The organism is Leptolyngbya sp. PCC 6406, from assembly GCF_000332095.2.
GTDB lineage: Bacteria > Cyanobacteriota > Cyanobacteriia > Phormidesmidales > Phormidesmidaceae > PCC-6406.
On record NZ_KI913949.1, the window covers coordinates 410,163 to 426,124 of the forward strand.

15 protein-coding genes are annotated in these 15,962 nt (G+C 52.2%); 4 read left to right on the plus strand and 11 right to left on the minus strand.

From position 1 onward, the window contains the following. Nucleotides 1–70 precede the first annotated feature (70 nt). The 3 genes from tilS to pstS form a co-directional block, all read right to left on the minus strand. A complete protein-coding gene (gene tilS, locus LEP6406_RS0201935; RefSeq protein ID WP_008312807.1) occupies nucleotides 71–1,135 on the minus strand; it encodes a tRNA lysidine(34) synthetase TilS in 1,065 nt (354 codons plus the stop codon). Continuing rightward, a complete protein-coding gene (nagA, locus tag LEP6406_RS0201940) occupies nucleotides 1,093–2,292 on the minus strand; it encodes an N-acetylglucosamine-6-phosphate deacetylase (protein WP_008312810.1) in 1,200 nt (399 codons plus the stop codon). Before nagA ends, tilS begins: the two co-directional genes overlap by 43 nt. Nucleotides 2,293–2,663: 371 nt before the next feature. Continuing rightward, entirely contained in the window at nucleotides 2,664–3,953 is a 1,290-nt protein-coding gene (gene pstS, locus LEP6406_RS0201945; RefSeq protein WP_008316625.1) for a phosphate ABC transporter substrate-binding protein PstS, read from the minus strand. A 21-nt stretch (nucleotides 3,954–3,974) separates the two neighbouring features. Here pstS and LEP6406_RS0201950 point away from each other — a divergent pair, with 21 nt between their 5' ends. Both LEP6406_RS0201950 and LEP6406_RS0201955 read left to right on the plus strand, forming a co-directional pair. Beyond that, nucleotides 3,975–4,433, plus strand: coding sequence for a GatB/YqeY domain-containing protein (locus LEP6406_RS0201950; protein ID WP_008316627.1), 459 nt, complete (start codon nucleotides 3,975–3,977; stop codon nucleotides 4,431–4,433). Between the two features lie 74 nt (nucleotides 4,434–4,507). Next, nucleotides 4,508–6,547: a DUF3352 domain-containing protein gene (locus LEP6406_RS0201955; protein ID WP_008316630.1), complete on the plus strand. Its 2,040-nt coding sequence runs from the start codon at nucleotides 4,508–4,510 to the stop codon at nucleotides 6,545–6,547. 235 nt (nucleotides 6,548–6,782) lie between these two features. On the opposite strand, the gene LEP6406_RS0201960 is transcribed toward LEP6406_RS0201955, so the two are convergent. Then, nucleotides 6,783–7,097: a hypothetical protein gene (locus tag LEP6406_RS0201960; RefSeq protein ID WP_008316632.1), complete on the minus strand. Its 315-nt coding sequence runs from the start codon at nucleotides 7,095–7,097 to the stop codon at nucleotides 6,783–6,785. A gap of 202 nt (nucleotides 7,098–7,299) precedes the next feature. Here LEP6406_RS0201960 and xth point away from each other — a divergent pair, with 202 nt between their 5' ends. After that, a complete protein-coding gene (gene xth / locus LEP6406_RS0201965) occupies nucleotides 7,300–8,106 on the plus strand; it encodes an exodeoxyribonuclease III (RefSeq protein ID WP_008316634.1) in 807 nt (268 codons plus the stop codon). On the opposite strand, the gene LEP6406_RS33995 is transcribed toward xth, so the two are convergent. The 7 genes from LEP6406_RS33995 to LEP6406_RS0201995 all read right to left on the minus strand — a co-directional run bounded on the left by LEP6406_RS33995 (nucleotide 8,081) and on the right by LEP6406_RS0201995 (nucleotide 14,436). After that, nucleotides 8,081–8,689 carry a DUF1294 domain-containing protein gene (locus tag LEP6406_RS33995; RefSeq protein ID WP_263971119.1) on the minus strand — a complete coding sequence of 203 codons (609 nt, stop codon included), beginning with the start codon at nucleotides 8,687–8,689 and terminating at the stop codon, nucleotides 8,081–8,083. The genes xth and LEP6406_RS33995 overlap by 26 nt on opposite strands. A gap of 132 nt (nucleotides 8,690–8,821) precedes the next feature. Beyond that, nucleotides 8,822–9,373, minus strand: coding sequence for a GNAT family N-acetyltransferase (locus tag LEP6406_RS26265; RefSeq protein ID WP_008315842.1), 552 nt, complete (start codon nucleotides 9,371–9,373; stop codon nucleotides 8,822–8,824). Nucleotides 9,374–9,653: 280 nt separating this feature from the next. Continuing rightward, entirely contained in the window at nucleotides 9,654–9,890 is a 237-nt protein-coding gene (locus LEP6406_RS26270; RefSeq protein ID WP_008315844.1) for a hypothetical protein, read from the minus strand. Continuing rightward, nucleotides 9,883–10,440 (minus strand): Panacea domain-containing protein, encoded by a 558-nt coding sequence (locus LEP6406_RS0201980; RefSeq protein ID WP_008315847.1) that lies wholly within the window; start codon nucleotides 10,438–10,440, stop codon nucleotides 9,883–9,885. Before LEP6406_RS0201980 ends, LEP6406_RS26270 begins: the two co-directional genes overlap by 8 nt. Before the next feature lie 712 nt (nucleotides 10,441–11,152). Then, entirely contained in the window at nucleotides 11,153–11,782 is a 630-nt protein-coding gene (locus tag LEP6406_RS30820; protein ID WP_071992186.1) for a DUF1294 domain-containing protein, read from the minus strand. A gap of 335 nt (nucleotides 11,783–12,117) precedes the next feature. After that, entirely contained in the window at nucleotides 12,118–13,197 is a 1,080-nt protein-coding gene (locus LEP6406_RS0201990; RefSeq protein WP_008315818.1) for an endonuclease NucS domain-containing protein, read from the minus strand. A 621-nt stretch (nucleotides 13,198–13,818) separates the two neighbouring features. Then, entirely contained in the window at nucleotides 13,819–14,436 is a 618-nt protein-coding gene (locus LEP6406_RS0201995) for a Uma2 family endonuclease (RefSeq protein ID WP_008315820.1), read from the minus strand. Between the two features lie 261 nt (nucleotides 14,437–14,697). Here LEP6406_RS0201995 and LEP6406_RS0202000 point away from each other — a divergent pair, with 261 nt between their 5' ends. Beyond that, nucleotides 14,698–15,933: an ISL3 family transposase gene (locus tag LEP6406_RS0202000; RefSeq protein WP_027268755.1), complete on the plus strand. Its 1,236-nt coding sequence runs from the start codon at nucleotides 14,698–14,700 to the stop codon at nucleotides 15,931–15,933. Nucleotides 15,934–15,962: the final 29 nt, after the last annotated feature.

The following is a 15,962-nucleotide window of genomic DNA, read 5'->3' on the forward strand; positions in this document are numbered from 1 at the left end:
GGGTAGGGGCGAGCGGTGCTCGCCCTGCCGGGGTGTGGGGTTGGCTCGTATCTACTGGACAATTCAGGGGTTAACGCTCAAAACCTGCCTTACCCGGTGCCGGAAAATCCAGAATAATCCAATCTGCTTCTACCCGTGCGATCGCATTACCGGGAAAGGGATCGGTTTGACTGTGGTTGGGAGCCTGAATCAGGGCGATGACCTTTTCCACATGGTCAAAAAGGGGGGGACTGGGGAGCTGGTGGTGTAGGAGCCGTCGCACGATTCGACGCTGGAGGGCGAGGGGGAGGGCTTGGAGGGCTTGCCGCTGCCATCGGGGAGGATCCCAGGCGACGCAGGTGGCCATGAGGCGATCGGTTTCTGCCTCCAGGTAGGCGACCTCAGCGGAGAGCATTTCGGCGGTGTGGGCCAGGGTGGTTTCCACCTGGGGGTTGAAGGTGCGGAGGAGGGGCAACAGGTCTAGGCGGATGCGGTTGCGGGTGTAGGTGCGGTCCTCGTTGGTGGTGTCTAGCCACAGGGGAATGCCTTGGTTCTGGCAGAATTCCCCGGTCTGGACCCGTGTGACCGCTAGCAAAGGCCGGACTAGGGAGATGTCTGGATGTCGGGGATGCAGGGGCCGCTGCCAGGTCAGGGCTTGCAGGCCATCGGCTCCACTGCCTCGCATCAGGTTGTAAAGCAGGGTTTCGGCGCGATCGCTGGCGGTGTGGCCTGTGACGCCATGGCTACAGCCCTGGGCTTGGGCCACCGTGGCTAGGGTGTCATAGCGCCAAGTGCGGGCGGCGGCTTCACTGGCGGGTGGAATTGGGGCGGTGACGACTTCGCAGGGCACGCCCCAATCGGTGGCTAGTTGCACCACAAAGGCGGCATTCTCGGCGGAATCCTGACGCCAGCGGTGGTTGCAGTGGATTGCGACCAGCCGCCAGCCCCATTTGTCCCGCAGATCCACTAATAACCGCAGCAGACAGAGGGAATCTTGGCCACCGGACACCGCCACCAGAATGGGGGCTCCCCGAGGTAGGAGTAAGCGCGATCGCAGAATTTGGTGAATCTGGGCGTGGAGGGGAGTCCAGGGCATGGCGATCACGTTTCTGGCTAAGGAAAGTCCTGGGGCCACTGGGGCGTGAAGGGGTGCCATTGACCCCGATCTACCACCGCCTGGATCTCTAAATCAGCGTTGAATACCGCCAGATTAGCCCAGTAGCCCGGAGCCAAACGTCCCAGGTGATGATCCACGCCGATGGCCTGGGCTGGATAGAGGGTGGCCATCCGCAGGGCCTCCTCTAGGGAGATATGGGTCTGGTGGACACAGTGGGCGATGGCCTCAATCATCGTCAGGGCTGACCCGCCCAAGGTGCCCGTGGCGGAAACACATTGGCCCTGGCGATAAAACACCTCCTGGCCACCAATTTGGAAGGACTCTATCCCCGTTGTGCCCGCCGGGGGGGTGGCATCGGTGACCAGGAATAAATGGTCTCCCTTAAGCTTTTTCGCAAGCTGAATCGAGGGGAAGTGAACGTGGTGACCATCGGCGATGATGCCTGCGTAGACCTCAGGCCGATTCAACACCGCCCCCACCATACCGGGGCTACGGCTCTGCCAAGGGGACATGGCATTGAACAGGTGGGTGGCCATCGTGATCCCGGCGTCAAAGCCCGCCATCCCTTGCTCATAGCTGGCGTCGGTATGGCCCGCTGAGACGACAATTCCCGCCGCGACGAGGCGTTGAATATCCGCTGCCGCCACCTGCTCCGGGGCCAGGGTCAGCAGTTTTACCACCTTGTCCCCCGCCGCCACGAGGGTTTGGACCATGGCCCCATCTAGCGATCGCACATAGGCTCCATTGTGAATGCCCTTGCGCTTGGGATTCAGGTACGGTCCCTCTAGGTGCAGCCCCAGGACGGCGGTGGGCTGGTGGTGTCGATAGTCCTGCACGACGGCGATCGCGGCCCGCATATCCGCGTCGGGGGCGGTGATTAGGGTGGGTAAAAAGCTGGTGGTGCCGCTGCGGAGGTTCGTCGCGTGCATTACCGCCAGGGTATCGGCGGTAATGGCGTCGTTGAACATGACGCCGCCACAGCCGTTCAGTTGCAGATCAATAAACCCTGGAGCCACCGAGGCCCCGGCTAGATCCAGACGGGGACAGTCGGAGGGCAATGCCGCCAACGGCAGAATATCGAGAATGCGATCGCGATCTATGACCAGGGCGCAATCCTCTTGGGGGCGGCTATGCCAATGACCGTTGTGGAGAACCTCCGTACCCGTGTAGAGGGTGCCATGGGTCAGCGCGTACATGGGGTAAATTCCTGAGGGATAAATTCCTGGGAAACCTATGGCTCTAAGGAGTAGAGATCAAATAATGTGGGATAGCCGTCCCGGCTGTCCATGGTCAGGCAGGATGTCTGACACGACTTGGAAGTTTATGTATTGAAACGGGCTGAAAAGCCTGCCATGTCGTTGTCTCCATACAGATATCCAGTTCCCTGAGCGGAGTCGTTGGCTTTGCCGCCCCAGAGGGGCTAGGGAACGGCAAGAACCCGGTGGTGTGGCTGGCTTCGACTCCGCTCAGCCAGCAGTCAATGGGCTCGGTTCTCCGTAACCTTCCAAGTCGTGTGCCTGACCCACAAGAATTGCATGTTAAAGAATCCGGGTTCTTCAGAACCTCCCTAAGAACCAATCGTATCCACCGCTGCCAGCGTTCGATCTACCACTGACCCCTCCAGAGGCACATAGCCCAACTCTTCGCTGTAGACCTGGCCCTCCGTTAGCGCCCAGCGCACCACCTCCCGCAGCGCCGCCCCCTGATTGGGGTCGTCATAGCGGGCGTAGGCCAGCAGCCAACTGTAGGTGACGATGGGATAGCCCGCCGCCGGAGTCGGATCGGGCACTACCACCCGCAAATCCTCGGGAAACACGACCTCCGTCAGGGAAGCCGCCGCCGATTCTACCGTCGGCACAATGTAATTGCCCGCCTGATTTTCTAAGGCCGCCATTGTCATGTCCAGAGTCTTGGCATAGCTATATTCCACATAGCCGATGCTGCCCACCTCTTGCAAAACCTGGGCGCTCACCCCGGCATTGGACTTGATGCCAATCCCCGCTGGCCAAACCACACTCAGTCCGGTCCCCACGGTCTCGGCCCACTCGGGGTTCACCATGCTGAGGTGCGCGGTGAAGGCGGCGGTGGTGCCGCTACCGTCGGAGCGATGGGCCACTACGACGGGCAAGTCCGGCAGATCCAAGTCGGGGTTGAGGGTTGCGATCGCGGCATCATTCCAGGTGGTAATCTTGCCCAAAAAGATATCCGCCAGTACCACCCGCGACAACCTGAGTCCACTGTCGATCTCCGGCAGATTGTAGGCCACCGCCACACTGCCCGCCGTCATCGGCAGCAGCACCACCCCCCGATCTACCGCCGCCATTTCTTCATCGGTCATGGCCACATCGCTGGCCCCAAAATCCGTGGTGCCCGCGATCATCTGCTGGACCCCGACCGCGCTCCCCGTGGGCTGGTAGTTGATCTGAACCTGGGGATGGGTCTGGTTGTATTCCTGAAACCAGCGCTCGTAGAGCAAATAGGGAAAGGTCGCCCCCGCCCCGTTCAGCGCGATCCGTTCTAGAGATTCCCCCGCCTCCCCATTAGGGCCATCATCGGGAGGGGGCGCAGCGGATTGGCAGGCCACCACCATCACCAGGGTCACAACCAGGGTAAGGAGGCGGGGCCATAGCCGCCGCGATGGCAGCCAAGCCAGGGTCATGCTCATCTTCCTTAAGTAGTAGAAATAGTGCGGTCGATCAAGACCATACCCGATCCTGTCTCCAGTCAGGTGAGACAGTTCCAGCCCAATTTCTATTGCCGACAGTTTGAAGGTAGGCTCTGGGAGGAGGCCGCAATGGTCATAGACCGTCCCCAAGGGGCCATCGCGGGAAATCCCCCGATAGGATAGGGATACCATTGACACATTTTCTTCAGTACTATGAGCCTCAAAGACCGCATCACCGACGATATCAAAGCCGCCATGAAAGCCAAGGATAAGGTGCGGCTGGAGACCGTCCGCAGCATTAAAAAGGTAATTCTAGAAAAGGAAAGCACCTTACGCGCTCAGGGCCAGGAGGTGCTGACGGAAACTCAGGATCTAGAAGTGCTAACCCAACTGGCGAAGCAGCGCAAGGATGCAGCGGAGCAATACACCCAGGCAGGACGAGCAGATCTGGCAGCGGCGGAAGCGGCGGAGTTGGCCATCATTGAGGAATATCTCCCCGCCCAGATGGCAGATGGGGAGGTTGAAGCAGTGATTGATGGCTTGATTGCCAAGGTCGGAGCCACTACTGCCAAGGATATGGGCAAGGTCATGGGGCCAGCGATGAAGGCGCTTAAGGGCCGCGCCGATGGAGCCAAGGTGCAAGCCCTGGTGAAGGCTAAGCTGGGAGCTTAGGGACTCGGCTGACTAGGACTTCTGGTTTTTCTATTCCTAATTTCTATTCCTATATAGGGGGAGAGCAGGCGAATATGGCGCTAAATTTCGTTCGGCGAACGCTGCTTGTCGGGGCAATTGCACCTACCCTTGCCTTTCCCACCTTGGCGGCAAACACCGCGATGGCCCCTTTGGGCCGGTCCCTGACCATCGCCAGGTCTGACCCTGCCCTAGAACTACCCGCAGATGTTGCCTACGTGGCGCTGCTCGACACGCGCCCAGAAACCTGGCAACGGCTAGAGCAATACCTCCTGTTTGAGCAGATCAGTGCCGAGACGGGTGATTCGCCCAATCCCGGCGTCTTACCCTTTTTGCCCCCAGAACTGGACTATTCAAGTGCGATCGCACCCTGGGTGGGGGAGACGGTGGCCATCGCCCTGCTGCCCCTACCCCAGCCGCAAGCGGTGGAGATGGCAGATCATCTGGTAATGTTGGCCCCCATCGACAACGCCGATACCTTTGCGGCATTCCTCGGGGAAATTGCCAGCTTGCGCCCCGATGCACCGGAGGTTCAGTCCTATGGCGATGTTGAAATTCAGTACTGGGCACCCCAGTATTTCGATGCGGAGCACAACGGCGATGCGGAGTCCCGACCCGACCCGTCACCACCGAAACTAGAAGAAGAACCAGAACCAGTCAGCCCCACTGTCCCCAACGGTACTGTCCCCAACGGCACTGACTCCAACGGCACTGACTCCAGCAGCCCATCGCCAGAGGTCAAGGGCAACAGGCCCAACCCCCTCAACCAGATTTTCACCAAAGCCCTGCCGGACATTGGGTTTCCTGACATCGCGCTGCCAGTGCCCGAAACCCCCATCCCCGACCTCCCCGCCATGGCCATCGCCGTAGTGGCCGACTATCTCGTCGTGGCAGAATCCCCCGCCGCCATTCGCCACTGGCTCGACCAACGGCCCCAGGATGCCGATATGGCCCTGGCTACCGACCCTCGCTTCCAGCGCACGGTGGAAAATCCCCGCTATGATACGGCCCTGGGCACTCTCCACGGCAATCTGGCGGAACTGGTGAACTATGCCTTGGTGGAGACGCCCTTTTCGGGACTTGCCGGTCCCCTGGCCTTGCCGCCTCTGCTGGGGGATCTATCCCCCGCTGAAATTGCCCGCCTTGCCGCCCTGCAATTGGATAGCGGGTTAGAGATTTTTATCTATCCCCAGGCTGAGGGGCTGCGGCTCCAAGGTCGGGTTTACTACGACAACAGTCCCCTGTTGCGACAATTTCCCCAATTCCTATCCCCGGCTAACCCAGAGGTGTTGAACCAAGTACCCGCTGCCACCTACCTCATAGTCAGTGGGCAAAACCTAGCCGGGTTGTGGGCGACTGTAGCCACCGCCCTGGAACAGAATGAGGACTTGAGTATATTTCTCAACTTGGGGCGGGGCTTGTTTCAAGCCTTTACCGGGCTGAGTCTGGATGAGGATGTGTTCCGGTGGATGGAGGGGGGCTTTACCCTATTTCTCTTTCCCACCCGCAATACGCCCCTGGTGCTATTTGACCCGGCCCTAGAGGTGGGGCTAGGAATGGTGGTGCAAACCCGCGATGGCCAAGGGCCGGTCGGAGACCATCGCGCTGCCGCTGAGGCCATGTTCGCCAAACTCGATCAACACTTTGGGGCAGACTTTCTCTCCGTTGAATCCCAGCAAATCAACGGTCAACCCGCCTCAATCTGGCACCTGCCGGGAGAGACTAACCCAGCCATTAGCCTTCTAGGTCATGGCTGGGCCGATGATAACACCGCCGTCATCACCCTGGGCGGGGGCTCCCTAGAGCCCATCCTGACCCTCTCGGAGCGGCAAACCCTAGCCGGGGCACCCCTGTTTCGGCGCGCCACACGGGGCTTTCCGACCCCCAATCAAGGCTATGTCTACGCTAATATCAGCGCCACCCTTTCCTTTGTCTTCAATGGACTGGGGATTGCTGACGATTCTGAAGCGCCCATTTCCCCAGGGCGGCGCTGGCTGGGGAGCATCCCCGCCGTCAGTAGCAGTTTTTCCGTGGGTGCAGAGGCGATCCAGTTAGATGGCTTAATGGTGCTGACCCCCAGCCGCCCTGAACGATGAGACTGGTCAAATGAGGTAATGAGGCAAAAAAAAGCCCGACGGATCGTCGGGCTTTTGTGTATCTGAATTATTGAACGGTTTTATTGACAGTTAGTTTGAACGGTTTGATTTATAGAGTTCTGTCAATTATGCCTGTCTTGCTTACTTTGTCCAGTATAATCCGCGTCTTTTTCCCGGTAGGAGACGGCGAGATTGAACACTGTGCAGTCGGTCAGCCAACTTATCTTGGTCAAGACTAGCGCGATGGTCTTCGACCAACCCTTTGCGATCGCGGTTTTTGTCCCGAGTTCCGTCCCTGCTTCCCTGGCGGTGTGCGATGGTCTCCAAAATACTTTTCACTGCGATAGCGTAGCCACACCCGCAACACCTGGGGAATCTGCTCCTTTTGCTCCTGATCCAGGGTGTTGTACAGAGCCAACGCCCGCTCCCGTTCCCGACGACAGGCCGCGTTATTGTGGGCATCCCAATAGCTGCGCGCCACCCGAATCCGGCGACACACCTCCTTGATCAGCGCCTCCCCCTCCAGCGGCCCCTGCCCCTTTCCCGCCATGGCTTCCTCCCTAGCCCCCCCATTGTCGGCAATCCCCTGGGGACATGCAATTACCGCAATTAAATAACACCCACGACCAGCCCAATATCGCTCACCCCCCTACCCCCCTACCCCCCTCCTACCCACACACCCTCACACCCCTCCCCCAAACCAGTACCCTAGAAGACGGCACAGATCCTTCACCACCCTGCCGTCATTCGCCATGCAAATCGCCACCTGGAACGTCAACTCCATCCGTTCTCGGCTCACCCATGTAGTGGACTGGCTCACGACCAACCCAGTGGATGTGTTGTGCCTGCAAGAAACCAAAGTGGTGGATGGAGACTTTCCCTTGGCACCCTTTGTAGATCTGGGCTACACCGCCGCCATCAGTGGCCAAAAATCCTACAACGGAGTGGCCCTCCTGAGCCGTGAGCCCCTGACCGCCGTGAGCACTGGGTTTGCCCCCATTGTCGGGGAGGAAGCCACAGGGGATCTCGATACCCAGAAGCGGGTAATCACCGGCGTTCTCAACACTGATAGCGGCGATATACGCATCGTCAACCTGTACGTGCCCAACGGCTCCTCCGTGGGCAGCGATAAGTATGACTACAAGCTGCGCTGGCTCACCCTCCTCCGTACCTACCTGGAAACCCTACTGGAGAAACATCCCGCCCTTCTGGTGTGCGGAGATTTCAACATTGCCCTAGAAGATCGCGACATTCACGACCCGGAGGGCAAAGACACCCACATCATGGCCTCCCCCCAGGAACGGGAAGCACTGCGGGAAATTCTATCCCTAGGGTTGCGGGATGCCTTTCGCAAGTTCACCGAAGCAAGCGGGCACTACAGTTGGTGGGACTACCGCGCTGCCTCCTTTCGCCGCAATCGGGGCTGGCGCATTGATCACCACTATCTGTCCCCCATCCTCTACGATCGCGCCACTGACTGCACCATTGATGTAGACCCCCGCAAGCAAGAAAAACCCAGCGACCATACCCCCGTCATTGTTGAAATCGGGCCAAAGTAATGAAAGCAATGATCACGATCATCCAAAACTCAGCTTGATAAGACGTTTTTCGACTTTTGTGACGCAGTATCCGCTGGGCAATAAACCCGCGCAACCATCCCCCTACAAGTTCGCACAAATGTAGCGTTTGTTCAGGAGTCCGCCAATCCTTTCGTTTGGCGCGCGATTTATCATCAGCGTATAGGGCGTAGGTCACCAAACTCATTACAGGATAGATAATCAGTGGAAGGGGATTGAGCGTCGTCCATGTAAAATGAATAATTCCAACCAAAGGCAGAAGTGACAACAGAATCACTTCAACTATCGGGAATTTTGAAGTGATGGCATCAGAGGGGTTAGCACGATTACTCAAAGACGATGGTTTATTTCTTGCTCCCAGAATAAATGCGTTGCAAGCGCGAACTTTGCCATCTGAGTCAGTTGTGCAGTAGTAATAAATTGTGTCGTTTTCTTGTGGGCGGCGAGTTGCATTTTTGATTTCGGAAATATGCAAAAAAAACTTCTTGGCCCCCATCAACGGGTTGGATGAAGCCAAATCCACGCTCATCCTTCCATTTTGCAAGCTTTCCACTGCGGAGGCCACGTTTCAAGAAAAGTCTCAATTACGAAAATTTTGTAGTTCTATATTCTGAGTCTACTAACGACCCTGTTCACCCGCCACCAGTTTTTCGGAATCACCGACTATACTCGATACGGTCGGCGTGCAACGGGATTGTTAGGCGGGATACTCTTCAACATGAGCAGAATGAGCGAAGCAGCGATCTCCTAAATCATAGGATTGAAGTTTCGGCCTCCTACTCGAATCTAACTCCTCGTACTGAAGACGTGTCAGGAGTCGGATGCTCCTCTGGTTGGCTGGATGGACTGTAGCCCACCACTGGGTTCCTGGTACAATCGCATTAAGATAATCATGCCACCAAAGCATCGCCTCGAACGCCAATCCCTTTCCCCACCAAGCTTCACCTAATAAGTAGGCGACCTCGCCCCACTCGCCGTATCTTGTTGCTTCCAGCCGACCAATTGCTTTAGAGCAATCAGCTTTCAAATATATTGCCATATTGAACCATTGCTCGGCGGGCGTGACCAAATTTACTGGCCCACTCGCACGAGCAGCGTATTCTGCCCTGAGTTCTTCTAAGGTTGGTGGTGTTCCTGTTGGATCGATAAAGGCAAGGACAGAAGGTGTAGTCAGAATAGGTAAGAGATCGTCAGCATGGGCGGCAGTGAGTGGCTCGAAATGTAAGTTTTTACTCTGCATTGATCTCATTTTTTATCCTTATACCAGCCGTCGGGTAAAGGAGGAAGTTTTAGATATTGCTTCCTCTCTTCTCTCAGAACCGTTCATACGACTTTTCTCCGCTGGAGCAACCGACCCAACCCAAAATGTTGGGTAATGCTCGGAAGAAACAGAGGGAATTTTCATCGTGAAACCCTCGTGGATCATAAGTCTTAGCAGTTCACCGTTCTTTTTCCCTAACCACCCCATCTTAACAACTGTGCGTACCTCGTAATCTGCAACCTCACACTTTAACGGGCGTGGGACAGATTCAAGCCAGATTCGCATAGGCTGTCAGCATTTCCTTTGCTAACTCCAGAGCTGCGATCGCTACACCTGAACCTGGCATGAGAACGCAGGTCGCTTCAGAATTAGGTCTGCGGGTAGTGACGTTAACGAAGAGATAGTTGCTTCCAGAAGTTTGTGCAATGGCAATATAAAGATGTTCGCCGTTGGGAGGTGTATCTATCAAAAAAGCATCTCCCAAATTAATGGTGATGCTAGTCATTCAAAACCCTATCTAAATATGCCTCTCGAATGGCTTCTTGCTGAATCTCTTCTATTTCCTCATCATTTTTACCCAAATTTTTGAGAACTTCTTCTACTAAAATCGGGATACAAGAGCCATGGGGATCTTGCCACTCTGGAAGATCGTGAGTCCACTCAGCAACATCAAAGGGGTCAAGATTACCAAAATTCTGATAAACCTGTTGAATGATTTTCTCCTCTTCTTCACACAGTTCTCCGCTTCCTGGATCGTCTAGCAAAGAAACGTGGTTCTTATTTCGAGGAGAAATAAATTTAGACCAAAGCGGTAAAGCATCGGCGGCAGGGTGCCCCTTGATTAGGTCATAAACACCGCTAAGCACAGGACCATAATCCATTGATACATAATGGTCACCAGTAATCGGTTGTTCCATGCGTTCTAATGCAATGCGGTCAGCGATGTAAAGCATCTTAAGCAAGCCCAAATATTTCATAGGCTTGCCGTGGAGCTTTAAGAGTGTTGCTGCGGCTTCAACAGCTTTTTCTGGATGAAACCGAAACATGATTGGCATGGTTACCCTGCACAGATTGCTTTACCTACATACCCCCATTGTAAAGCTTCAGCATTTGTCCAGTCACCAGTAATTCGGTTAACCCCCAAGTATTGGTCGCGGGTTTGTGAGGTCGGGTCAAGGAAGGGGTTTGAGATATAGCCCTTTCGCTGGTTAAGGATAGGGAGTCACTTCCCTGCCTCGCCTGCAAAACCGGCCATGAGTATTTCTACTCATCCGTCTTCTCGGTGACTGGAGCAACTGACAAACCCACCTCCAGCCAAACCATCTTCGATCTTATTTTTGCCAGAGCCATACATCGAAATGGATTGCCACTCGTAGATAATAGGGCGGAAAGCAAGATATTGGTATCAAAAACGACAATATACTGCATTAGTCTTCATGCACCACATCATCAATGAAAGCTTCACGTTCTTCTTCTGATATCGCATCCCAGTCAAGACCTTTCTCTTGAGCAACTAGCCTTGCTTTTTCAGCTCCGTAACGTGATAACGACTCCCATTTCCCCCACTGTTGGAGAAGTAAGAATCTGAACACCTTGCCTTGGCCTGTTGCTCAACTGGCAACTGCTTAACAAGGTCAATAACCTGCTCGTCACTCAAGATTAGTGTTGCTATTTTTCCTCCTTATAAATGAATGAGATAAAACTCTGTGGCTTCCTATTGTAAGCCAGATCAAGGTCATGACTCTAACACATAGAACAGAGTTAAACCTATAGCGTTCTTCCCCAAAATAGCCAAAACAGCCATGCAATATAATGAATAATCACGATCATCCAAAACTCAGCTTGATAAGATTTTTTTCGACTTTTGTGACGCAGTATCCGCTGGGCAATAAACCCGCCCAACCATCCTCCTACAAGTTCGCATAAATGTAGTGTTTGTTCAGGAGTCCGCCAATCCTTTCGTTTGGCGCGCGATTTATCATCAGCGTATAGGGCGTAGGTCACCAAACTCATTACAGGATAAATAATCAGTGGAAGGGGATTGAGCGTAGTCCATGTAAAATGAATAATTCCAACCAAAGGCAGAAGTGACAACAGAATCACTTCAACTATCGGGAATTTTGAAGTGACGGCATCAGAGGGGTTAGCACGATTACTCAAAGACGATGGTTTATTTCTTGCTCCCAGAATAAATGCGTTGCAAGCGCGAACTTTGCCATCTGAGTCAGTTGTGCAGTAGTAATAAATTGTGTCGTTTTCTTGTGGGCGGCGAGTTGCATTTTTGATTTCGGAAATATGCAAAAAAACTTCTTGCCCCCCATCAACGGGTTGGATAAAGCCAAATCCACGCTCATCCTTCCATTTTGCAAGCTTTCCACTACGGAGGCCAGGTTTCATGAAAAATCCCAATTACGAGAATTTTGTAGTTCTATAGGGCTTTTTTCTGCGCTTCTGCGTAGATTCGTAGAGCAGCAGCCATATGTTACTCAGCTTCTTCTCCTCTGAATTGAAACTATGATAAAGTCTCAGAGTCAACACGAATAGCAACAGTTGCTAACGAAGAAGAAGGGCGTTAATCATCGTTTCGGCAACTCAGACTAAGCAAGGATAGTCTCCAGGAAGCCGTAGCCCTTGGGGGACAAGGCTTGAGAGTTCAATAGTTTAGATAAACTATCCATGAATGGCCGTAGGTGGCCGAAACGATGACAGTGGCATCCCGATTAACTGGTAAATTAATTTTGCAACCCAAAGTGTTGTGACAATTTCTCAATTGTGAAACTGCTGGTCATTCGACAGGCTGTATGTTGAATTGCAAAGAGTCCTTTCTCCCAATAGGCTGTATTTTTTGGAATGGTTTTAAGCCATTCAACACGCACAACATACTCACATAAATCCAAGTTGTCAGAATTTTCACCCATATTAGGCGCTGCAAGTGGCGCACTTAGTATGGGTACTTCTTGATCTTCAAGCAATACTTTAAAGTCTTTGACAGGAACAACATTGTCTTTTACTAAACCAATTCCAACATAGCCAGCTTTGGGAATATTAACAAAGACACGCGAACCTGGAAATAGCAGCTTAAGTGTTTGACTATACCACTTGCCACCACCACCTGATACAAACCCATATTTCTGACAATCATTCCAACTTCTGTGTTCACCATCACCAAGACTGACATAGAAATCTCGTCCGTTCCAAGCCTCACTACCTTTTCTAACTGTTGATTTACTCACCTTGCGTTCAGCTTCTTCAGGTTCAATTAGCCAAGTTCGAGCTAAGTAACCACGATCTTCATCTCGAAAGAAACGAAAGAAAACAGCATTTATGGGTACACCATAATTGTCAGTTAAATAATTGATGATTCTTTCTGTGCTAGTATCGATCTCTGATGCAACTACAATTAACTCATGTTGCTGATTAATCTGCTCTGGTAAACTCATGCCAAACGAGTCATCAAAGCCCTCTTCCAATTTCTTGCCAGCATTTTTATCTGAATAAATGGCTGCAATCTCTTCGTAAGAGAGAGATTGAATCCAAGAGGCATAGTCAAGCAATTGTGCCACGACTTCGCGTGGTGTGCGATTTTTCTTCAATTCAATAATGGATAGGTTGCCAGACATATCCATTGCCAACATATCAATGAACTTGCCATAAGATGTTGAAACCTGTCGCCCAATCAATATTAACTGATCAGACAAAATAGAAATATCTTGAACAAGTGCATCTTCTAACCTTGACTCAGAGTCAATCGTAGACATCACAACTTTTTCGGGTTTGTCTCCTAACCGCCAGATTCCAACTTCAATAGGCATTCAATTTCCTCAAAGAGTTTTACGTAGTAACAACTATAGACACAAACAGATAGCCTACAAGCACGGTCTGGCCTCTGTCATCGTTTCGGCCACCTTCATCCACTTTGCTGGACAGTTCAAATGAACTGTATGCCTTGAAGCCTTGTCCCACAAAGGTTGCGGATTACTGAGGAGAAGGCTTGTCCAGTCGGAGTGGCCGAAACGATGATTAACGCCCACTGTCTCAACAGATCACCTAAGCCAGCTAATAACTGTTTAGGCAGATCACAGTCTGTATAAGCACTCAAATTGGTTGATTAGACAGATTATAGTCTGCCGATTTGGCTGCTGAAGCAATATAGACAGGTCATGCTTTGCCTATATCGCCCCAATGGGGTGTTTAGGCATATCTAGTGTTGGATAAGCACTGTGATGGGGAGTGTTAGGCAGACGGCCCTACTTGCGGTCTAGGCTGATCTTGGGAAGTCGCTGCTGTGGTGATGGGCGCGTTAGGGGGGGAGTGGTCTATAGTTCTGCGGCTTTACTGGGGCGGGGGTGCTAATTGCAATGGAGTGGCATTGGCTAATGCTCGCGTGACAATGCCTTTCGCATCTATCATCTGCTAACAGTCCAGCATTGTGATTAAACATCACTTTTGAAAATCTGAGCAGTGGTCAATTCTAGGCGAGGAAAAGTAGGGGAAAGGATGAGGTCATCACCCCGAAATTGTTGTAGCTCATATTCGCCCTCTAGCAATGAGCAAACCGTCAAAGTTGGTTGTTTAGGAGAGCCAATGTAGCGTCGTCCACCAAGGCCCAGATAATCAATAATCCAGTATTCTTGAATACCCAATGACTCATAATCCGCCATTTTGACCAAATAATCGTCACGCCAATTGGTGGACACTACTTCTACAGCCAGCTTGATTGTTTTTCCCCTAGTGATAATGGATTCTCGTTCCCATCGAGTTTCCTGGGCAATTTCATCGTCATCCAATACGACAACATCGGGTTCGTAGCCCGTATCATCTGAAATTTTAATCAGACACTCCTTTGGCACAAAGTAGTGTTGCTGTGTTTGTCGAATGGCAGTTCCTAGCTCATAGGCCAAATCGCCTGCAATTCGGGAGTGTTTTCCCCTTGGTTTTGGCATTTCAGCCACCACCCCACGTCTCAACTCATAGCGATGCTCTGAATCTTCGGGGTACCAAGCCACGAATTCATCAAACGACCAGAGCTTTTTATCGGATAGGGCAATCATGATTCCGCGAGACAAACTGATGGAGTAAATGGGTGATATTTTCTACAGACTTAAGAATCTCTTGTTCTTCAGGTGTAAGTTGATCATTAATCATTGGCATCTCCTAAATATGGCTCTTCCGGTCTGGCTATGGACAAAGGGCTACTGAGCAGGGGAAATGGAGAGAGAAATAAACGCTAGAAAGGCGTGAAGTGTTTGATATACAAGGGATTGGCTAAGAATTAAAGGGTGAGAGAAAGTCGCCATATATGGGTGAGCGCCATGATCACAGAATCTGACGCGAGGCAATTGACAGAGCTACTGGGTCTTCCTGAGACAAAAGTAGAGGATATGACAATGATAGATGGGGTGGGGCTATTTTTTGTAATTAGCCCCACCCGCCGAGATGCAGAGTGTCCCCGGTGTGGGAAGCGAAGTCGTCATTTGCATGAGAATCATCGGTATAACATTGAGGATTTGCCGTGGAATCAACAGCCCGTAGTGTTGCGAGTCAATCGCCGCCAGTTTTGGTGCCAGGAATGTGGACAAGTGTTTAGCGAAGAACTGGCCTTTGTTAAGAAAAGGCGGTTGTATACGCAGCGGCTAGCGAAGCAGATTGTCGGCCAAGTGTTAGGGAGTAGCATTCACAGTGTGGCGGCTCGGACAGGGCTGAGTGACGAGCAGATTGAGACGATGATAAAGGATGCCGGAAAGGCGTATTTACCCGAGAGCCCAGAACCGATTAGATATCTCGGGATAGACGAGATAGCGGTCGTCAAAGGTCAGGGTAACTATTATGGGGTGCTAGTGAACCTAGAGACGCACCAGCCGATCACCCTTCTACCCTCACGAACACAAGAGGGATTGCGCCAAGTCCTTAGCCAATGGGGACCAGAGGTGCTTGAGGGGATTGAAGGGGTGAGCATAGACCTGTGGAAGCCCTACCAAAGTTTGGTAAAAGAGATGATGCCGAATGCGACCATTGTCGCGGATAGATTCCATGTCACCAAACTCGTCAATGAGGAGTTAGATAACGAACGGAAAGCGGAGAAGAGAGCGGCCAAGAAGATCGCAAAAAAGGCTGAGAGGGAGCGCGTCATAGAGGGTCTTAATGGCAGTAAGTATGCGTTACTAAAGAACGAAGGGAATTTGAATGAGAAACAGAAGAAGAAGCTCATAGAAGTGAGCGAAGTATCCCCTAAATTAGCAACGATGCATCGATTGAAAGAAGAGTTCAGAGAAATCTTTGAATCCTTCGAGAATTGGGCAGAAGGGACGTTAAAGTTACTGGACTGGATGGCGGATTCATCGACATTTTTCAATCAGAGTTGTGGCACGATTAAACGATGGTTTGATGAGGTGACATCATACTTTGAACTGAGAATAACTAATGGGGTTGTGGAGGGAATAAATAACAAGCTTAAGTTGATCAAGAGATTAGGTTATGGCTTTGGCAATTTTGACAATTTCAAGTTAAGAGCTTTGTTGCCGTGGGTATTTCCTTTTGAAACACCATAGCCAGACCGGAAGAGCCCTAAATATTTCTT